This window comes from Rhizobium vallis (assembly GCF_003985155.1).
Classification (GTDB): Bacteria; Pseudomonadota; Alphaproteobacteria; order Rhizobiales; family Rhizobiaceae; genus Rhizobium; species Rhizobium vallis.
Genome location: NZ_ML133687.1, coordinates 876,779 through 896,719 on the forward strand (window position 1 = coordinate 876,779; position 19,941 = coordinate 896,719).

General features: G+C 61.3%; 20 protein-coding genes. 6 read left to right on the top strand and 14 right to left on the bottom strand.

Features of this window, described 5'->3' with window-relative positions; all coding sequences use genetic code 11:
- Positions 1-28 precede the first annotated feature (28 nt).
- Entirely contained in the window at positions 29-445 is a 417-nt protein-coding gene (locus EFQ99_RS09440) for an NUDIX hydrolase (protein WP_126920756.1), read from the bottom strand.
- A gap of 72 nt (positions 446-517) precedes the next feature.
- On the opposite strand from EFQ99_RS09440, the gene EFQ99_RS09445 reads away from it, so the two are divergent.
- Both EFQ99_RS09445 and EFQ99_RS09450 read left to right on the top strand, forming a co-directional pair.
- A complete protein-coding gene (locus EFQ99_RS09445) occupies positions 518-838 on the top strand; it encodes a YnfA family protein (protein WP_126920757.1) in 321 nt (106 codons plus the stop codon).
- Positions 839-879: 41 nt separating this feature from the next.
- The gene (locus tag EFQ99_RS09450) at positions 880-1,644 is read left to right on the top strand and encodes an SOS response-associated peptidase (RefSeq protein WP_126920758.1); all 765 of its coding nucleotides are present in this window, start codon (positions 880-882) and stop codon (positions 1,642-1,644) included.
- A 212-nt stretch (positions 1,645-1,856) separates the two neighbouring features.
- Here the strand turns inward: EFQ99_RS09450 and EFQ99_RS34975 are convergent, their stop codons facing one another.
- The 5 genes from EFQ99_RS34975 to EFQ99_RS09470 form a co-directional block, all read right to left on the bottom strand.
- Positions 1,857-2,003: a hypothetical protein gene (locus EFQ99_RS34975; RefSeq protein ID WP_164736356.1), complete on the bottom strand. Its 147-nt coding sequence runs from the start codon at positions 2,001-2,003 to the stop codon at positions 1,857-1,859.
- A gap of 311 nt (positions 2,004-2,314) precedes the next feature.
- Positions 2,315-3,160, bottom strand: coding sequence for a CDP-diacylglycerol--serine O-phosphatidyltransferase (pssA, locus tag EFQ99_RS09455; protein WP_126920759.1), 846 nt, complete (start codon positions 3,158-3,160; stop codon positions 2,315-2,317).
- 10 nt (positions 3,161-3,170) lie between these two features.
- A complete protein-coding gene (locus EFQ99_RS09460) occupies positions 3,171-3,869 on the bottom strand; it encodes a phosphatidylserine decarboxylase (RefSeq protein WP_126920760.1) in 699 nt (232 codons plus the stop codon).
- A gap of 137 nt (positions 3,870-4,006) precedes the next feature.
- Positions 4,007-5,884, bottom strand: a complete 1,878-nt coding sequence (locus tag EFQ99_RS09465) for an ABCB family ABC transporter ATP-binding protein/permease (protein ID WP_126920761.1) — start codon at positions 5,882-5,884, stop codon at positions 4,007-4,009.
- Positions 5,885-6,097: 213 nt separating this feature from the next.
- The gene (locus tag EFQ99_RS09470) at positions 6,098-8,131 is read right to left on the bottom strand and encodes a LysM peptidoglycan-binding domain-containing protein (RefSeq protein WP_126920762.1); all 2,034 of its coding nucleotides are present in this window, start codon (positions 8,129-8,131) and stop codon (positions 6,098-6,100) included.
- Between the two features lie 155 nt (positions 8,132-8,286).
- On the opposite strand from EFQ99_RS09470, the gene EFQ99_RS09475 reads away from it, so the two are divergent.
- On the top strand, positions 8,287-8,910 hold the full coding sequence (locus EFQ99_RS09475) for an LOG family protein (RefSeq protein ID WP_126920763.1): 624 nt from the start codon (positions 8,287-8,289) through the stop codon (positions 8,908-8,910).
- A 45-nt stretch (positions 8,911-8,955) separates the two neighbouring features.
- Here EFQ99_RS09475 and EFQ99_RS09480 read toward each other — a convergent pair whose 3' ends face one another.
- Positions 8,956-9,891, bottom strand: a complete 936-nt coding sequence (locus tag EFQ99_RS09480; protein ID WP_126920764.1) for a LysR family transcriptional regulator — start codon at positions 9,889-9,891, stop codon at positions 8,956-8,958.
- Positions 9,892-9,979: 88 nt separating this feature from the next.
- Here EFQ99_RS09480 and EFQ99_RS09485 point away from each other — a divergent pair, with 88 nt between their 5' ends.
- From EFQ99_RS09485 to EFQ99_RS09495, 3 genes are read left to right on the top strand one after another with little or no spacing between them, the layout of a single operon-like run.
- Positions 9,980-10,873, top strand: a complete 894-nt coding sequence (locus EFQ99_RS09485) for an MBL fold metallo-hydrolase (RefSeq protein WP_126920765.1) — start codon at positions 9,980-9,982, stop codon at positions 10,871-10,873.
- Positions 10,866-11,873: an alpha/beta hydrolase gene (locus EFQ99_RS09490; protein WP_126920766.1), complete on the top strand. Its 1,008-nt coding sequence runs from the start codon at positions 10,866-10,868 to the stop codon at positions 11,871-11,873. The genes EFQ99_RS09485 and EFQ99_RS09490 overlap by 8 nt, the downstream gene beginning before the upstream one ends.
- Before the next feature lie 3 nt (positions 11,874-11,876).
- A complete protein-coding gene (locus EFQ99_RS09495) occupies positions 11,877-12,899 on the top strand; it encodes a hypothetical protein (protein ID WP_245441468.1) in 1,023 nt (340 codons plus the stop codon).
- Between the two features lie 75 nt (positions 12,900-12,974).
- Here EFQ99_RS09495 and rarD read toward each other — a convergent pair whose 3' ends face one another.
- The 7 genes from rarD to cysS form a co-directional block, all read right to left on the bottom strand.
- Positions 12,975-13,889 (bottom strand): EamA family transporter RarD, encoded by a 915-nt coding sequence (gene rarD / locus EFQ99_RS09500; protein WP_126920767.1) that lies wholly within the window; start codon positions 13,887-13,889, stop codon positions 12,975-12,977.
- 192 nt (positions 13,890-14,081) lie between these two features.
- Positions 14,082-15,698, bottom strand: coding sequence for a citramalate synthase (gene cimA / locus EFQ99_RS09505; protein ID WP_126920768.1), 1,617 nt, complete (start codon positions 15,696-15,698; stop codon positions 14,082-14,084).
- A gap of 58 nt (positions 15,699-15,756) precedes the next feature.
- Complete coding sequence (pip, locus tag EFQ99_RS09510) at positions 15,757-16,719, bottom strand: prolyl aminopeptidase (RefSeq protein ID WP_126920769.1); 963 nt, start codon at positions 16,717-16,719, stop codon at positions 15,757-15,759.
- A complete protein-coding gene (locus tag EFQ99_RS09515; RefSeq protein WP_126920770.1) occupies positions 16,716-17,192 on the bottom strand; it encodes a GFA family protein in 477 nt (158 codons plus the stop codon). The genes pip and EFQ99_RS09515 overlap by 4 nt, the downstream gene beginning before the upstream one ends.
- Positions 17,189-17,674 (bottom strand): GFA family protein, encoded by a 486-nt coding sequence (locus tag EFQ99_RS09520; protein WP_126920771.1) that lies wholly within the window; start codon positions 17,672-17,674, stop codon positions 17,189-17,191. The genes EFQ99_RS09515 and EFQ99_RS09520 overlap by 4 nt, the downstream gene beginning before the upstream one ends.
- Positions 17,671-18,147, bottom strand: coding sequence for a GFA family protein (locus EFQ99_RS09525; RefSeq protein WP_126920772.1), 477 nt, complete (start codon positions 18,145-18,147; stop codon positions 17,671-17,673). Before EFQ99_RS09525 ends, EFQ99_RS09520 begins: the two co-directional genes overlap by 4 nt.
- Before the next feature lie 208 nt (positions 18,148-18,355).
- A complete protein-coding gene (gene cysS, locus EFQ99_RS09535) occupies positions 18,356-19,747 on the bottom strand; it encodes a cysteine--tRNA ligase (RefSeq protein WP_126920774.1) in 1,392 nt (463 codons plus the stop codon).
- Positions 19,748-19,941: the final 194 nt, after the last annotated feature.

Below are 19,941 nucleotides of genomic sequence, written 5' to 3' on the forward strand. Positions count from 1 at the left end.
AACAAGGCGGTCGCCCAAATTTCCACTTCTATTCGCCGCTTGAAAGGCGCTCCGCGCATTCGAGCACACTCTGCGGCACCGGCAGCCGGCGGATATCTTCCACCGTGTACCAGCCGAGAGCGGCGGCATCGTCGGCGGCCTGCGCCTGCGCATCCCCATCCGCATCGACGCGAAAGACCGAGAGCAGGAAATGGCTGCTGACGCTGCCGTCGGCGGCGTGAGTCTTCAGGTCATATGTCGAAAACAGCCGTGGATTGCGTGCTGAAATGCCGGTCTCTTCGCGGAGTTCCCGCAGCGCTGTTTGCTCCGGCGTTTCGCCGGGTTCGGCGCGGCCGCCGGGAAAGGCATACATGTCGGCGGAAGGCGGATTGCGCCGCAACACCAGAAGGAATCGCCCGTCACGTTCGAGAATGGCTGAGGAGGCGGCTTTAGCGGTGGAGGTCATCGGGGCCTGCTCTTGCTGCGATGGGTTATCTTATCGGATGAATAGGACGACGGGGATTCGAAAGGTACATCTGTGACCTACATCATCTATGCGTTTGCCGCACTCTTCGAGATCGCAGGTTGCTTTGCCTTTTGGGCATGGCTGAAACTGGCAAAGCCCATCTGGTGGCTGGCGCCGGGTATGGTCTCGCTCGCGCTTTTCGCCTGGCTTCTGACGCTGGTCCCAAGTGCGGCTGCCGGCCGCACCTTCGCCGCCTATGGCGGCATCTATATCCTCGCCTCGCTGCTCTGGTTGTGGCTGGTCGAGAGCCGCGTACCGGACCGTTACGATGTCGGCGGCGCGCTGATCTGCTTCGCCGGCACGAGCGTCATCCTCTTTGGGCCGAGAGGCTGACCCGTCTTGACCGGGCACGAGACGGGTGCAAAGACAGGCCAATGTGTGGACGTTTCGCCCTGACAATCTCCAGCGCCGACCTGCGCGACATCTTCTCCGGTCTCGATCTCGACGATTTTCCGGCGCGCTATAACATCGCGCCGACGCAGCCGATCCTCGTCGTCATTGCGGGCGAGGGCAGGGAGCAGGGCAGCAACTTGGCCGACCGGCGCGCGGTGCTCGTGCGCTGGGGCCTGACGCCCGCCTGGGTCAAGGACCCGAAGGAATTTCCGTTGCTGATCAACGCCCGTGCCGAGACCGCGATCGGCAAGGCGTCCTTCCGCGCGGCCATGCGCCATCGTCGCGTGCTGATTCCAGCCTCGGGCTTTTATGAGTGGCATCGCCCGGCCAAGGAAAGCGGCGAGAAGCCGCAAGCCTACTGGATCAGGCCGCGCCGCGGCGGCGTCATCGCCTTTGCCGGGTTGATGGAAACATGGTCTTCGGCCGACGGCTCCGAAGTCGATACCGGCGCCATCCTGACGACGTCGGCCAACGCGGGCATATCGGCCATCCACGATCGCATGCCTGTCGTCATCAAGCCGGAGGATTTCTCCCGCTGGCTCGATTGCAAGACGCAGGAACCGCGCGAGGTGGTCGATCTGATGCAGCCGGTTCAGGACGATTTCTTCGAGGCTATCCCGGTGTCCGACAGGGTCAACAAGGTTGCCAATATGGGTCCCGACCTGCACGAGCCGGTCGTCATCGAAAAGCTGCCCAGGCAGCCCGAGAAGCAAAGGCCGGATGACGGCCAGCTCAGCTTCTTCTGAACACCAATGCCGCACCGGCGGGCCCGCCGGCGACCCATCGGCGCCGACGTCTCACATAAGCGGCTGCAATGCGTCGCTTCATCCATCAGGTTTTTCGGGTTGAGCTTATGTCGACAGAGCGTTGTCAGGCGATCGCCTGGTCATTCTTCGTCAGCGGTGCCTAACGCATGTAACCCGAAAGCACGCATGATTCCAATTTGAAGCCTTCAGCTTCAAGCGGATTTTTTGACACTGGTCGGCTTATGCTTCGCCATCAGCGATGCTGCGGCAACAGCCTTCAGGCCGACGGGGCGATAGTTGGCGGCGAGGTCTGGCTTGGCCGCCTGCTGTGCGCCGGTACTGCTCTTCTTCGAAGTCACGATACTCTCCTTACGTGGTTCTTCCCTGGGTATTTTATAGTTTGATGTTTCGTCACGAATAGCGACAAAACGGGGGCGTAGCTTATCAGGATTTGTAAACGCTCACCATAATTCGCGAGGCTTAACTGAAGCCTACGTTGGTTAATACTTACTGAAGAGAGCAGTTCCAATAAAAGTGCGAAAGCGGTTTTCTGGGGAAAAGCGCGAAACGGCTTGCCTCCGGATAAGCACGTGCTTTTCCAGGGATTCAGTCGAAACGAAGGGAGAGAAGCATTTCCGTCATTCGGAGAAATCCGGAAATGCTCGGGAGATCAGATGTGCCGGCCGATATCGTCGTCGCCGACGCCGGGTTCTTCGATCGTCAGCGTCCCGTATTTCCGGCGCCATTTCCGCGCGCCGAAGGGAAGCGAAATGAGATAGGCGGCGACGGTAAAGACCATCACCTCCCAGGTATAGCTCATCAGCAGGGCGACGTAGAGCACGACGCCGAGCATCATCGGCAGCACGAGATCGCGCCGCAACCGATTGCCCTCCGACTTGCCCGACCAGACCGGCAGCCGGCTGATCAGCAGGAAGGCAATGGCAACGGTGTAGATCGAGGAAATGAAGGCGAAGGTGCGGTCGGTCGCAAGCCCGAGGAAGCCGAGATAAACCGGCAGCAGCACCAGCATTGCGCCGGCTGGTGCCGGCACGCCGACGAAATATTCCGATTGCCAGCTCGCCTTGTTCTCACGTTCGGCCATGACGTTGAAACGGGCAAGGCGAAGCCCGGCGGCGATCGCATAGATCAGCGCGGCGATCCAGCCGAGCGAACGCGCCTGGTCGAGCGCGAAGACATAGACGACGAGGGCCGGTGCCACGCCGAAATTGACGATATCGGCAAGCGAATCCATCTGCGCGCCGAATTTCGAGGTCGCCTTCATCAGCCGTGCCACACGCCCATCGATGCCGTCGAGGAAGGCGGCAAGCAGCACCATGGAAACGGCGAGCTCGTAGCGATTTTCGAATGCCAGCCGGATGCCGGTCAGGCCGGCGCAGATCGCCAGGATGGTGATGAGGTTCGGAAAAACGAGCCGCAGCGGGATCTCGCGCAGACGCGGGCCGCGGGCGGAATCATCAGGTCCATTGGGCTCGAAGGGCGGAAAGGGCGTTTCCATATCGACGTTCCTAGCTGCGACGGCTGATGACGGGACCCTTGGCCGAGGCGAATTCGGCAATGACCGTTTCTCCCGCAACTGCCGTCTGGCCGAGCGAGACGCGTGGTGCCGCACCGGCGGGCAGGAACACGTCAAGCCGCGAACCGAAACGGATCAGCCCGAAGCGCTCGCCGGCATCCAATGGTTCGTTGGTATTGGCCCAGCAGAGGATGCGCCGGGCGACGAGACCGGCGATCTGCACGACGCCGATCTGCCCGTGGCGGGTTTCGATCACCAGCCCGTTGCGCTCGTTGTCCTCGCTCGCCTTGTCGAGCTCGGCATTGACGAAGCTGCCGGAGCGGTAATTGATGCTGACGATGCGCCCGCGCATCGGCGCCCTGTTCACATGGCAATTGAAGACGTTCATGAAGACCGAGATGCGCAGCATCGGCTCGGAACCGAGGTTGAGCTCAGCCGGCGGGGTGACCATCTGGATCGCCGAGACCTTGCCGTCGGCAGGCGAGATCACCAGGTCGTCGTCCTGTGGGGTCACGCGCTCCGGATCGCGGAAAAAATAGGCGCACCAGAGCGTGAAGATCATGCCGATCCAGAAAAGCGGCTTGAAGATCCAACCGAGCACCAGCGATGCGACAAAGAAGGCGGCGACGAAGGGATAGCCCTCCTTATGCACGGGGACGATCGTGTTGCGAACCGTGTTGAACAGGCTCATGGCTGCCGGTCTCCTTGCGTTGTCGTTTTTTGCTGGTTAGCGAAAAACCGTCTCCGGGGCAATGCCGTGGCCCCGGCCCTGGTTCCCGCGCCGGGGTTCTGAACAATAAAAGCCCGCGCCGCGACCGGTCTTCCCACTCAGTTTGCCGGTGCAAGCCGCGTTATGACGCCCATGTCGTCGCTTTCGCGCACCTGCTTCAGATGTTCCTCGGCTTGCGTCGCTTCGCGCTGGCGGTTCCACATCGAGGCATAGAGGCCGTTCCTTTCGAGAAGGGCGGCATGCGTTCCGCGCTCGGCGATTTCGCCGCTTTTGAGCACGATGATCTCATCGGCGCTGATGACGGTCGAAAGCCGGTGGGCAATGACAAGGGTCGTGCGGTTCTTCGAGACCACGTCGAGCGCCGTCTGGATTTCCCGTTCCGTCGTCGTATCGAGCGCCGATGTCGCCTCGTCGAGGATCAGGATCGGCGGCGCCTTAAGGATGGTGCGAGCGATCGCCACCCGCTGTTTCTCGCCGCCCGAAAGCTTCAGCCCGCGCTCGCCGACCTTGGTCTCGAAACCCTCCGGCAGCATTTCGATGAAATGCGCGATCTGCGCCACTTCGGCAGCCGCGAAGACCTCGCCGTCGCTGGCTGATGTGCGGCCGTAACGGATATTGTAGGCGACGGTGTCGTTGAAGAGCACGGTATCCTGCGGCACCATGCCGATCGCCGTGCGCAGGCTCTTCTGCGTCACCGTGCGGATATCCTGGCCGTCGACGGTGATCGCGCCGCTCTGGATATCGTAGAAGCGATAGAGCAGGCGCGACAGCGTCGATTTGCCGGCACCGGACGGGCCGACGACGGCGACCGTCTTGCCGGCCGGCACCTCGAAGGAGATGCCCTTGAGAATTGGACGGGCCGGATCATAGGAGAACTGCACGTCCTTGAAGGAGATCGCGCCCTGGCCGATCCGAAGCTCGGTCGCATCAGGCGCGTCCTTGACCTCGGCCTTCACTTCGAGAAGGTCGAACATCTGCTCGATGTCGGTCAGTCCCTGGCGGATTTCGCGATAGACGAAGCCGATGAAATTGAGCGGCACCGAGAGCTGCAGCAGCATCGAATTGACGAAAACGAAATCGCCGACGGTTTGCTCGCCGCGCTGAACGGCCATCGCCGACAGCACCAGCATGATGGTTGTGCCGATGCCGAAGATGACGCCCTGTCCGAAGTTCAACCAGCCGAGTGAGGTCCAGACGTCAGTCGCCGCCTTCTCGTAGCGCTCCATCGATTTGTCGAAGCGCTTGGCCTCCATCTCCTCATTGCCGAAATATTTGACGGTCTCAAAATTGAGAAGTGAGTCGATCGCCTTGGTGTTGGCGTCGGTATCGCTGTCGTTCATCGTCCGGCGGATGGCGATGCGCCAGTCCGATGCGCGGATCGTGAACCAGATATAGGCCCAGACCGTGAAGGCTGTGACGGCGAGATAGGAGAAGCCGTAGCCCCACCAGAAGATCACCGCCGTCAGCAGGAATTCGATAAGGGTCGGGACCGTGTTGAGGATCGTGAAGCGCACGATCGTCTCGATACCCTTCGTGCCGCGCTCGATGATGCGCGAAAGCCCGCCGGTCTTGCGCTCGAGATGGAAGCGCAGCGACAGTTCATGCATATGCACGAAGGTCTTGTAGGCGAGCTGGCGCACCGCATGTTGCCCGACGCTGGCAAAAAGCGCGTCGCGCAGCTGGTTGAGGCCGAGCTGGATCAGCCGAGTGACGTTATAGGCGATGACAAGCGCCACGGCGCCGGCAAGCAGCGGCGGCACGGTGCCGGCGAGATCCATCCTGCCGTTCAGCGCATCGGTCGACCATTTGAAGAAATAGGGGACGAGCAGCAGTACGAATTTCGAGATCAGCAGGTAGACCGAGGCCCAGACGACGCGCATCTTGAGATCCGCCCGACCAGCCGGCCACATATAAGGCCAGAGGTTAAGAAGCGTCCGCAGCAGGTGGGATTCAGAGACTGTCTTGCCGTTTGCCATGGGTGTCTCCAGCCCGGATGAAATTTGCCGCGGTTGCGGCGCTTCGATGCCGTCAAAAGCACAGGCCCGGAACGTGCCCGAAAGCGCTTTCCGCAACCCGCAGGCGCCATCGCCAGATAGGGTGCCGGATCGACGAATACAACAGTTGCGGGGTCGAGGAAAAGAGAAGCCGGGCGGTTATGCCGCCCGGCCTCGTCATGCTGTTTTTGAAGCCTAGAGGTGCTGGCCGGAAAGACGCTTGCGGTGCAGTTCCTCGGCGTTCGGCAATGCATCCTTCGGCAGGCCGAAGATCTGCCCGGGCCGGATGCGATCCGGATCGACGATCTTGTCCTCGTTGGCGATGTAGATCGTCGTATAGCGAACGCCGAGGCCATAGGTGCGTCGCGAAATCTGCCACAGCGTGTCGCCGCGGCGAATGATGACCGCCGCGTTGTTTGCCGTCAGCGGCGCTTGTTCGATCGTCTTCGGCTCGTTGCTGGCCGCCTCATTTGCAGCCGGTGCGGCCGGCGCAGGTGTCGCGGTGAGTTCGGCGATGATTGAGCCGAGTTGGTCGAGCGCAGCGCCGACCGATTTCGCATCCTTGGGCAGGCCCTGGATCAGTTTCAGCGCTTTAGCGGCGGTCTGCGAGGCCGAGCCGGAGGCTTGCTTGAAGACGTCGGAGGCATCGGCTGCTGGGCGGAATTCGGCGACCGAGCGTAGTGCGAATTCCGTTGCCGAGCGCGCGGCCGCAAGCTGTTCGGCACCGGGTTGCTTACCGTCGGCAAACAGCCCCTTCAGCAGACCGAAAGCCTTGCCGGCCTCGGCCTTGCGTTTGCCGAGCTCGCCTTCGTCCAGCGGCACCAGCGAAGAGCCGCTGCTTGCCTCGGCTGGAACGGATTGCGCGGCAACCCTTATCTGATCGCCCGCCGGGCGGTTGAAGTTCACCGAAGCGCGCACGATCACCTTGCCGGCGGGATCGACGACATCGACGCGGATCTTGTGGTCGCCGACCGAGAGCGCCACCACGCCGTCGATGACGAAATGGCCGTCGGAGCCGGCCGTGTCCTGGCCGACGAGGCTGTCGTCGGCATAACCGATGACCTTGGCGTTGGAGCGCGTCGTTCCGGCAATGAAGATCTTGTTGCCTTCGATCTCGACGGCATTGACCATCACATCGGGCGCGACCGTCTTGTCGGGTGCGGCCGTGCCGGGAATGGCGGGCTGGGTATTGGCGCTGCCGGGAGAGGTATCCGGCAGGCCCGGCGTCTGCAGCGCCAGCTCGCCGGTCGGGGCAGGCGCGGCCGAGGTTTCGCTCGTCGCCGGCTTGACGGCAGTGGGCGACGCCTGGTTGGAGGCATCGGCGACTTCGGTTCCGCCCTTTGGCGCGGTGATGATGCGGCTCGCTGCGCCCGGTTTGGAAACCATGGCGAGCAGGTTGGCGCCATTGCCGTCCTTCGGCACGGAAATGGTCGCGACCTCTTCGGAAAGCATGCTCTTGCCGTCCTTGCCGGTGAACTTGAGCACGAGCTGGTGGTCGCCCGCCGGGAGCGGATCGTCGAGCACGGCGGCGAAATCACCGCTCGCATCGACATCGGCCGTCGTCACTACCTTTTCACCGTCGAGCACTTCGAGCTTGCCGTTCGGCTCGGCTGAGCCGGCAATCACAGTCGAGCCGTCGGGCTCGACGCGAAGCACGTCGAAGGCCGGAAGCTTAGGCCCGGCATCCTTGGCTGCCGCGGCCGCTGCGGCAGGTTCAGGCACGCCGGTCAGCGCGGCCTCGGCCTTGGCGATTGCGGCAAGCGCATCGGCGACAGTCTGAGGCAGCGATTGCACGATGGCGAGCGCCTTTGCCGCGCCGTCCTTGGCCTTCGAGGCAAGGGCCTGGGTCGCAGGATCGAGCCCCTCGGGGATTGCGAAGTCGGCAAGCGTCTTCAAAGCGCCGACCGCCTTGGTCTTGGAGGCGGCGAGCGCGTCCGCAGCCGGCTCCTTGCCGTCGGCAAACAGTGTCCTGAGTTCGCTGAGCGACTTGCCCGCATCGGCGGAGAGGCGGCCCACCTGATCGGCGACCGTAGCCGCGTCGGCCACGGCGGGGCGCGATGTCTTTGCCGACTCGTTAACCGTGTTCTTGAGGTCCGTGCTCGCCTGGTTGATGGCGTCGCCGACTTTGGCTGCATCCCCGCCGATGCGCGGCATGACGAAAAACACCATCAGTAAGATTGCGATTACGAGGACTGCAAGAGCCAGCAAGCCGGCACGGTTCTTCATCATTATGTCTCCCAAGGCGGCAATTTGCCGTAGTACCTAAAATTGCTAGCGATTCCCGTTGCTTTTCACAAGCATTCAAAGCAATTAGGCAAGCTAGGCACGCTGCTTTTCAGTCAATTTTCTTGACTGCATTGAAATGGAATAGTTGTTTTGCCTCCATGACCGAACAATCTGTATCGATTCGATCCATCTGCGTTTATTGCGGTTCCAGGCCGGGACGCGATCCCTCTCACATGGCGGCCGGGCGGGCTCTCGGAAGAGAGATCGCCGAATACGGCCTGCGCCTCGTCTATGGCGGGGGAACCAAAGGCATCATGGGCGCGGTTGCAAGCGGGACGCTTTCAAGTGGCGGTCAGGTTACGGGCATCATCCCCGAATTCCTGATCGATATGGAAGCGACTCGCCACTCGCTCGGTCAGCTCAACGAACTTATTGTAACTCCTGACATGCATGCGCGCAAACACACGATGTTCGAGCGCTCCGATGCCTTCGTCGCGCTCCCAGGCGGCATCGGCACGCTGGAGGAGATCGTCGAGATCATGACCTGGGCGCAGCTCGGCCGCCACGAGAAGCCGATGGTATTTGCCAATATCAACGGCTTCTGGGATCCGATGATGGAACTGATGCGCCATATGACCGAGGAAGGCTTCCTGCACACCGCCCACAGGGTGCAGCCGCTTGTCGTCGACGAGGTCTCCGGCATCATTCCGGCGATCATGGCCCAGGCCGCCCAGCTCGCCGCCGACCGTGACGGCGAGGACGAGGTGATTTCGAAGATGTAGGCGGCCGGGCGGTGCCGGAGCAGTCAAGCTTTTCTGCAGGCAAATTCAGCTATATGCCGAGATAAGCTGCGTCACCTGAGATCGCATCCATCGGCTGGCGGGATCATTGTCACTTGCCGTCGACCAGACCATCGATATCGGGCTTACCGTTAGATCGAGGGGAACGTCGGCGACCGCCAAGCCGAACAGGCCGGCATACCGCTTCACGATTCTGGTCGGCAGGGTCGCGATCAAGGGCGCTTCCAGAACAGCGGTCAGCACAGTCAGGAATTCCGGCGCTGCCACCGACACGTCGAGCCGCACATTGATCCGCTTCAATGCATCATCAATGCAGCCTTCGATGGCGTCTTTCTGTGAAACCAGTGCATGCTTCAGCCCGACATAGCTGTCTCGGTCCAATGTTTCGGGTAGATCGAGAAGCTTCGGATTGTAGCAACACATCAGCGATTGCTCGAACAGCAGGCTCCGCCGATGTCTGTTGTTGCCGTCATCGTAGCAGCCGACGCCGAGATCGATGACGTTGTCGTCCAGAAGCTTGTGGACCATCTCTGGATCGACCGCGCGGGCGAGTACCCTGATGCCGGGCGCCGTTTCGTTCAACATAGCGGCGAGGCGCGGCACGAGCAGCACCTCAAGCTCGCTGGAAAAGCCGATGCGGAATATCTGTTCGGCCTCACCGGGCTCGAAGGTCGATGGCGTTACGATCGCCTGCTGCGTACGGCTGAGGATCTGCTCGACGGCCTCGGCGAAACGCAGTGCGCGATGGGTCGGCTGCATGACCTGACCGACACGCACGAACAACTCGTCCTGAAGCAATGTCCGAAGCGTTCCGAGATTGTGGCTCATGGCAGGCTGCTGGATTTTCAGACGAACAGCAGCCTTCGTCACGCTCCGCTCCTTCATCAGCGCATCGAATGCGACGAGCAGGTTCAGGTCGAAAGACCACAAATTGAAATGATCGATGGGGACAATTTCATTCATCGATTTGATCGTTTCACGAATTCTCCCTATTGTCCACAGCCATCAGACAGCGCTGTCCCGATCCCAGTTCAACTCGAAAGGAAGTTCCATGAGCGATCTTGGAAAGGAATATCGTATTGCCGGCGTGACGGTGAGAAAGGTGCAGGAGCAATATCTGCATAACGTGCCGCCGTCGTTTCTCTATCCGGATGCTGGTTCTGAGGAGATCAAGGCGGTCGAGCCGCGGCTTTCCGCCGTTGATATGGAAGAGGGCCGCGATGCCCTTGTGGTGAGCATACATAGTTGGCTTGTGAGAACGCCCGACCACGTCATCCTGATCGATACGAGCTCGGGCAACGACAAGGAAAGACCGCGTAACCCAAGCTTCCATCAACAGACCATCCCGTTTCTCGACAGGCTGCGCCAGGCGGGTGTCGGGCCGGAAGACGTCGACTTCGTCATCAATACTCATCTCCACGTCGATCATTCCGGCTGGAATACCGTGCTTGAGGACGGAAGATGGATTCCCACCTTCAAAAATGCGCGCTACATCTTCCCGCGCGCCGAGCAGGAATACTACTCGTCAACGGCAAGCCACAACGACGTCAACATTCCGAGTTCCGGCGTCTATGAAGACAGCGTGCGGCCCGTGATCGAGGCGGGGCTTGCGGATTTCATCGACAGTGCTGGCGGTCCTTTCCTGGATCGCTTCACCTTCTTGCCGACACCTGGCCACAGCATCGGCCACATGTCCGTTCTGCTGGAATCGGACAATGAAGCGGCGATTTTTGCCGGCGATGTCATGCACCATCCGATCCAAGTGGAGCGTCCCGACCTCAACACGGTGTTCTGCGAATTCCTGGATCAGGCTGGCCAGTCCAGACGGCGTGTCCTCGAGCTCGCAGCTGATAATCGCGCCATTTACTTCTCCACGCATTTCCCCGGCTCGTCTGCTGGTTATGTGACTCGCGACGGCGAAAAATTCAGGTGGTCCTATGTCTGAGAACAAGCTCGCATCTTCAGCTTTTGACGCAGGCGAGATCGTATTCGACGAGCATTACGTCGATAGCGGAACCGACGGCATCAAGCTCTATCTCCGCAATAAGCGAAGGAAAGATCACAAGACCTTTCTCGCCGAGAAGACAATCGTGATGGTGCACGGGGCGACCTTCTCGTCCGGAAGTCTTTACGATGTTCCCTTCAACGGGATGTCCTTCATCGACTTCCTCGCTCATCAAGGCTTCGATGTCTTTGCGGTCGATGTCAGAGGCTATGGAAAATCGACCCGCCCGCCGGAAATGCAGGCGGAGCCCGATCTCAACCCGCCGCTTGTCGCTACCGACACCGGCGTCACGGACTTCGCAACGGCTGTCGATTTCGTCCTTCGACTGCGCGGTTTGAAGGCTGTCAACGTCTTCGCCATGTCGTGGGGCGGCACCGTGGCCGGCGCATATGCTGCGCGCAACGGCGACAAGGTCGTCAAGCTCGCGCTACTCGCGCCGCAATGGCTGAGCGACGTTCCCATCCCGATCGACCAGGGTGGCGTCCTCGGTTCCTACCGGCTTGTTCCGGTCCAGGCGGCCTTGGCGCGTTGGCTGAGCACCGCACCCGAACGCGCGCGTGAACGTCTTGTGCCGGAGGGCTGGTTCGACCTCTGGGCCAAACTGACCCTTTCCGAGGAGACGTCGCAGGCTGACAGGGAGCAGGGCAAACTCCGGGCTACCAACGGGCCGATCCAGGATATCCGGACCTATTGGCGGGCTGGAAATCCCTACTATCGGCCGGGCGAGATTCGCGCGCCGGTGCTGCTGTTGCACGGTGAATGGGACATCGACGTCCCGCTTGATCTGGCGCGGGCCTATTTCGAGCAGCTGACCGGCGCCTCCTACAAGCGATGGGTGGAAATCGGGGAGGCGACGCACCTCGCCCTGATGGAAAGCAACCGCATGCAGGCCTATTCCGAGGTTGCCCGCTTCTTCGATGAAACCTTCCAACCGGAATAGAATTTGAACGAGTGGGCTCCGGGATCAAATCCGGGCTCGCTTCCTCCATCAGCCTGCCGCAAGCTCGGCGCGGCCATCAAGTCACTCGTTCCCATGACAATACTGATCAACGCCATCTTGGATGCCGGACGAAGTGCCGTCGACATCGCGATATTCACCTTTCTGCCGTTGATGATCGTGACATTCTCGCTGATGCGCTATCTCGAGGGTATGAGCGCCTTGCGATGGATGGCCGGCAAGGCCGACCCACTCTTCCGATTGTTCGGTCTGGACGGTTTCGGAGCCTTGGCGATTATCCAGCTCAGCCTTGTCAGTTCGGCTGCTCCGGTCGCGGCCCTGTCGCTCATGGCGCACAAACGGACATCGGAGCGATTCATGGCCGCCGCCTTTGCCGCGGTGCTTGCGGCCGCGCCGGCAAATGCCAGTTTGCCGCTAGCAAGCCTCGGTGTCGATCCCGGCTTGATCATCGTCAACGGTCTTTGCGGAGCGCTTGTGGCGTCCACTCTCGCTTGCTGGATGATTGGACGCCGTTCCTTGTTTGAAACGGTCTGTTCCCGTGACACGGCCGATGACCACGTCGCCGCAAGACGCGATCTGCTGGCGGCGATCAACCGCGGTGGCGCAGATGCCGTTCGGGTCATTTCGGCAATTCTGCCGGTGCTCGTGATCTCCCTGGCGATGGTGAGGCTAATCCAAAGCACAGGCGCACTTTCGGTCTTCACGTCCGTTGCGCAGCCGTTGCTTCAGTTGCTCGGCGTCTCGCAGCAGGATGTCCTGTTCTTCCTCACAAAGTGCCTGGCAGGGTCGAGCGCAGCGGTCACGCTGTTACTCGACCTCCACAAGGAGCAGGGCCTTGCGCCTGAGAAGATCATTCACGGGTCCGCATTTCTGCTAAACCCTCTCGACGTTCCCGGTCTTTCCATCCTGATCGCTTCGGTGCCGGCGCTCAGGCCGGTGGCAGGCGTCGCCGTCGTGAGCGCATTGGCCGGGATCGTTGTCCGCACGGCGCTGCTGTCCTGGTTTTAAAGCCGACGCGCTCCGGCTTTCGATGGTTCGATCGTTACGTAGCAACGACGACATCCGTTGGACAGGGACTCCGAACTAGCGCCCGCGGCTACCCTTCAGCATCGACCAGCTATAGAGGAACAGCCCTGCCCAGATCAGCGGGAAGGCGATCATGCGAGCTGTGCCGAGCGGCTCGTGAAAGGCGAAGACGGCGATCAGGAAGATCATCGTCGGCGCGATATACTGCATGATGCCGATCGTCGAGAGCTTCAGCAGCTTGGCGCCGTTTGCGTAAATCATCAGCGGCACGGCGGTGATGAGGCCGCAGCCGAGCAGCAGGGCCGTATCGGCAAGGCCGGTGCGATAGAGATGGCCTTGGCCGCTGCCGAATTCGAGATAGAGGATGTAGAGGAGGGCCGGTCCGCTGAGGAGCAGCACTTCGAGGAAGAACCCCTGGTTCGGTCCGAGCGGCAGCGTCTTGCGGAACAGGGCGTAAAAACCCCAGGAGATCGCTAGCGTCAGCGCCACCCACGGAATGCCGCCGCTATCGAATGCGAGAACGACGACGGCGAGGCCCGCAAGCGCGATCGCCGCAATCTGCAGCGGCTGCAGCTTCTCCTTGAGAAGCACCGATCCCAGGAAGATGCTGAACAGCGGATTGATGAAATAGCCGAGTGCCGCATCGAGCGAGTGGCCGGCGCCGATCGCCCAAACGTAAGTGCCCCAGTTGACGGTGATCAGCGCCGCCGTCAGCGCCGCCATCGCCAGCATACGCGGCGAGCGGAGGGCTGCGCGGATATCCCCAGTGCGTCCGAGCACGATCAGCACGATGCCGGCCAGCGGCAGCGACCAGACGATGCGATGCGCAATCACCTCGGCCGGCGAAATATGCGCCAACGCCTTCATGTAGATCGGCAGGAAGCCCCAGAGCAGATAGGCCGTCAGCGCGAAGGCGAAACCGCGCGGACTGTCTTCGTTCTTAGCCAACGGGGCGGATACATCGGTCGACATCGAGTGTTTCCATCTTTGTTCTTCTTCTGATCCGGCCTAGCTTAAGCGCCGTGAATAGGCCAATTCATTTCGTTGAATGAAGCTTGAGAGAATTTGAAGCGCAAGACGCAGGCACGCATCGGCCGCACCGACGCCCGATGGGAACGGATGGTATTTGGACGGCGGTCTTTTCGCCGAACCGGCGGAATGGACTTATTCCGCCGCGATCTTGCCTGCCAGCTGCCGATTCTTCATCAGCTTGTAGATGACGGAGTCCATCAGCGCCTGGAACGAGGCGTCGATGATGTTATCCGAGACACCGACCGTCCACCAGCGCACGCCGTCGCTGTCGGTGGATTCGATCAGCACGCGGGTAATGGCTGCCGTGCCGCCGTTGAGGATACGCACCTTGAAATCGGCGAGCACCAGATCATCGATCTCGTGCTGATACTTGCCGAAATCCTTGCGCAGCGCGAGGTCGAGCGCGTTGACCGGTCCTTCGGCTTCAGCAACCGACATCAGTGTCTGGCCGTCGATGGTGATCTTCACCACGGCTTCCGAGACGATCTTGATGCGGCCGTGGGAATCGAAGCGCCGTTCGATCATCACCCGGAAACCGTCGATCGAGAAGAAATTGGGAATCGTGCCCAGGGTGCGGTGCGCCAACAGTTCGAAGCTCGCATCCGCGCCTTCATAGGCATAACCGGTCGCCTCGCGCTCCTTGACGATCGAGATCAGCAGATCGAGCTTCGGATCGTCCTTGGCGACGATGATGCCCCGCCGCTTCAGCGCATTGATGAAATTCGCCTTGCCGCCCTGATCGGATACCATGACCTTGCGGAAATTGCCGACGCTTTCCGGCGGCACATGTTCGTAGGTGCGCGGGTCCTTGATCAGCGCCGAGGCGTGGATGCCGGCCTTGGTAGCGAAGGCGGAAGCGCCGACATAGGGCATCTGATGGTCGGGCGAGCGGTTGAGAAGCTCATCGAAGGCATGCGAGAGCCGGGTGAGGTTGAGCAGCCGCTCCTCGTCGATCGCGGTTTCGAAACGCGAGATATAGGTGCTCTTCAGCGCCAGGGTCGGGATCAGCGTCACCAGATTGGCATTGCCGCAGCGCTCGCCGATACCGTTTAGCGTGCCCTGGATCTGCCTGACGCCGGCTTCGACGGCGGCAAGCGAATTGGCGACCGCCTGGCCGGTGTCGTTATGGGCGTGAATGCCCAGACAGTTGCCGGGTACGCCCGCTGCAATCACCGCCTCGACGATCGCGCGCACTTCCGGCGGCTGCGCGCCGCCATTGGTGTCGCAGAGCACGACCCAGCGCGCGCCGCTCTCATAGGCGGTCTTGGCGCAGGCGAGCGCATAGGCCGGATTGGCCTTGAAGCCGTCGAAGAAATGCTCGCAATCGACGATCGCCTCCTTGCCGGCACCGACCGCCGCCTTGACGCTTTCGGCGATGCATTCGAGGTTTTCCTCATTGGTGCAGCCAAGCGCCACAGCGACGTGATAATCCCAGCTCTTGGCGACGAAACAGATGGCGTCGCTCTTTGCCTGCAGCAGCCCGGCAATGCCGGGATCGTTGGAGACCGAAACACCCGCCCGCTTCGTCATGCCGAAGGCGACGAAACTGGCCTGGCTGGTGCGCTTCTCGCTGAAGAAGGCGGTATCCGTCGGATTGGCGCCGGGATATCCGCCCTCGACATAGTCGAGGCCGAACTCGTCGAGCATGGTAGCGATCGCAATCTTGTCCTCGACGGAAAAGTCGATGCCGGGCGTCTGCTGCCCGTCCCGGAGCGTCGTGTCGAAGAGGTAGATTTTTTCCTTGGTCACCACGATGCCTCCTGGGCATTGAATGCTTTTATCCGAGGCGTACACACGGCTTGCAGCATCAGTTTTGTTTCCCGGCGAACTTGTCCGTCGCCCGGATCAGGCGATCGAGAATTCCCGGCTCCGAATAGGCATGGCCCGCGCCCTCGATCAGGTGGAACTCAGCCTTCGGCCAGGCTTTGTGCAGCCGCCAGGCATATTTTGCCGGGCAGGGCATGTCGTAGCGTCCATGCACGATGACACCTGGGATATCCTTGAGCCTGCCGGCATCGCGGATCAGTTGCCCTTCGTCCATCCAGCCGGCATTGACGAAGAAATGGTTCTCGATGCGTGCGAACGCATAGGCGAACTCCGGTTCCTCGAACTTGCCGCTCGTCGAAGGCTCCGGCAGCAGCGTGATCGTTTCACCCTCCCAGATGCTCCAGGCCTGCGCGGCCTCGAGGCGCACATTCCTGTCCGCATGCGTCAGGCGGCGATGATAGGCATGCATCATCTCATGGCGCTCTTCCGGCGGGATCGGAGCGATGAAGCGCTCCCATTTGTCGGGGAACATTTCCGAGACACCGAATTGATAATACCAGTCAAGCTCGGCCTTGGTCAGCGTATAGATGCCGCGCAGGATGAGCTCGGACACGCGCTCGGGATGCTTTTCGGCATAGGCGAGCGCCAGCGTCGAGCCCCAGGAGCCGCCGAACACCTGCCAGGCGTCGACGCCGGCCATTTCGCGCAGCCGCTCGATATCGGCAACGAGGTGCCAGGTCGTGTTGGCGTGGAGTTCGGCATGCGGCGTCGACCTGCCGCAGCCGCGCTGGTCGAACAGCATGACGTCGTAGAGCGCGGGGTCGAAAAGCCGGCGGTGGGCGGGCGAAATCCCGCCGCCCGGGCCGCCATGCAGGAAGACGGCAGGCTTGGCGCCAGGCGTTCCCGAGCGCTCCCAATAGATCACATGGCCGTCGCCGACATCGAGATGGCCAGAGGCATAGGCTTCGATTTCGGGATAGAGCGTGCGCAGCACTTCAGTCATATCTTCACGCCTTTCGCGGGCCAGACAGCGGTATCGTGGTCGGGATGCTGGAAGGAGATGATTGCTTCCTGCCGGGCATAGAAATCGGGATCGGTGTGCACAGGCGCCTCGAAGATCGTCTCGACCCAGGGCAGGCGGGCATCGTAATTGACCTGGATCTGCGGTGCGAGGTCGCTGCGATCATCGAAGGTCCCGATCGCAAGCTCCAGTCCGCCCGGATGGCGATAGGTCATCGGCGTGCCGCAATCCCTGCAGAAACCACGTTCGATATTGACCGAGGACTGGAAGTAGCTCGGCTCGCCGCGCGTCCATTCCATGCCTTCTTCCGGCGCTGTCACCAGCGCTGAAAAGAAGCCGCCGAACTGCTTCTGGCACATGCGGCAATGACAGATCGAAGGCCGCCCGAGCTTACCTGAGATGCGGAAGCGCACGGCGCCGCACTGGCATCCGCCTGTTCTGATCTTATCCGTCATGGAATTCTCCGTGGCCAATGGGAAGTGTCGTGATCGGGGTGCTGATGATTACTTGCCGCGATCGCGTTTTCGCGCTCGGGCGTTTCAGGCTCGGCTTCCACCGGCAGCCCGTCGAGGGCGTGAAACCAGGACATCTTGCGGCCGGTGTTGGATTGCATCACGGGCTTGACCGCATCGGGATTGTCCAGCGAGCCGAGCGTGATGTTGATGAAATCAGCTCCCGGAATGTCGTAGAACAGCGGCGTGCCGCAATCGCCGCAGAAGCCGCGCCGGACGAGATCGGAAGAGTTGAACCATTTCGGCTCGCTGCGCGTCAGCTCAAACTGCTCACGCTTGGCCGCCGCGAGCGGCAGGAAATAGTTGCCGGCCGCCTTCTGACACATGCGGCAATGGCAGATATGGGGGTAGCCGAGTTCGCCACTGGCCCGATAACGAACCGCGCCGCACTGACATCCGCCCGTTTGCTCTGCTGTTTCCATCATGCGCGGTCCTCTGGCGGCCAGACCGGCGTATCGTGGTCTGGATGCTGATAGGAAACGAGTTCGTGCAGGAAGGAGCCCGCCGTCAGATCCGCCTCGGTTCGCTCTCCGGGCAGTTCGTGCAGATGATCGACGAATCCGATCTTGCCTTCCACACCCCATTGAATGGTCGGGGGAAGGGATGCCGGATCGTCGAAGGTGCCCGCGGCAACCGCCATTCCATCCGGCGCCTCATAGGTCAGCGGCGTGCCGCAGTCGCCGCAGAAACCGCGCTCGACCAAGTTGGAAGAGCGGAATTTCTTGCGTTGGCCCCGTGTCCACTCGAATTCCATTCCGCGCACAGAAACCAACGGGGCGTAGTAGGCGCCGAACGCCTTCTGGCACATGCGGCAATGACAGATCGAGGAATCCGATGGCGTCCCTCGCGCCCGAAACCGGATCGCACCGCACTGGCATCCGCCGGTATAGGTATTCATCGACTATTCCCCCCTTGGGATTCCAGCCTGGACGCCGAGACCCCTCCCAACCCTCCCCACAAGGGGGAGGGCTCTCTCGTGCCACGGCCTTCGGTTCCAACTCGAATGTTTGTTGTTGTAGGGAGGTCGCGCCCGAGCAGCGCGGCACGGTAGCCCCTCCCCCTTGTGGGGAGGGGTTGGGGAGGGGTCTTATCCCAACACACCACTCTCACCGCTTCACTTCCCACGTCGTCACACGCTCGCCCGTCACAGCATCCTTGCCGTCCTTCAGCTGGATGCCCTTTGCCGTCAGTTCGTCGCGGATCTTGTCGGCCTCGGCGAAGTTTTTCGCCTTCAGCATTTCGAGACGCATGGCCACCAGCGCATCGACCGCCGCTGCGACGGCTTCGTCGATTTCGGCCTTCTTCGGCAGCAGGCCGAGGAGGGCGGCCGTTGCGGCAAAGGTGGCGGCGGCAGTGGGATCGGTGTGAGCGGCCTGCGCCAGGGCATGCAATGCCTGCACCGCCGCGACCGTGTTGAGATCGTCGGCGAGAGCATTCAGCACGGTCTCGTCGGGCGCCGCATCGCCGGCTTCCGTCGCCGGCCATTTGGCCAGCAGTCGTTCTGCCTCTTCCAGCCGCTTGACCGAGAAATCGATCGGCTCGCGGTAATGGGTCATCAGCATGGCGAGCCGCAGTACCTCGCCCGGCCACCGCCGACCGCCGAAAGTCTGCGTGTGCAGCAGATCGTAGATGGTGACGAAATTGCCTTCGGACTTCGACATCTTGCGGCCTTCGACCTGCACGAAGCCGTTGTGCATCCAGACGTTCGCCATCACCTCGGTCCCGTGGGCGCAGCGCGACTGGGCGATTTCGTTTTCATGGTGCGGAAAGATCAGGTCCAGCCCGCCGCCGTGAATATCGAAGACATCGCCGAGATAGCGCCTGCTCATCGCCGAGCATTCGATATGCCAGCCCGGCCGGCCGCGGCCCCATGGGCTTTCCCAGCCGGGTTCGTTATCGCTCGACAGTTTCCAGAGCACGAAATCGCCCGGGTTCTTCTTGTGCGCATCGACGGCGACGCGGGCGCCGGCCTGCTGCTCGTCGAGCGGGCGCTTCGAGAGCTGGCCGTAATCCGCCATGGACTTGGTGTCGAATAGCACTTCGCCTGATGCCACATAGGCATGGCCGTTGCCGATCAGCTTCTGGATGATCTCGATCATCTCTTCGATATTGTCGGTGGCGCGCGGCTCGACGCCCGGCTCGAGGCAGCCGAGTTCGGCGACATCGGCGTGAAACTGCGTCTCGGTCTTCTCCGTCACCGCCCGGATCGCTTCATTGAGCGGAAGACCCGGATGATCTCTCAGCGCCCGCGCATTGATTTTGTCGTCGACGTCGGTGATGTTGCGGGCATAGGTGACGTGATTTTCGCCGTAGACATGGCGCAGCAGCCGGAACAGCACGTCGAAGACGATGACCGGCCGGGCATTGCCAATATGGGCGAAGTCATAGACCGTCGGGCCGCAGACATACATGCGGACGTTCTCGGCATCGATCGGCTTGAAGACCGATTTCTCCCGCGTCAGCGTATTGTACAGCTTCAGTTCCGGCGTGCCGCCCATTCCACTCTCCCAAGATGCATAAGCAAAAAAATACCGCCACCGGCGGGCCGGGGCGTTTCTCATCTTGGACATTTGGGAGACGAAAACGGCCAGGCCAGCTTTTGGCTAGCGAATAATGTTCCGGCAGTTAATGCAGATAACCGTTTTCATGACGCGTTTTATGGCTTGGGATCGGAGTTTGGTCAAGGAGAATA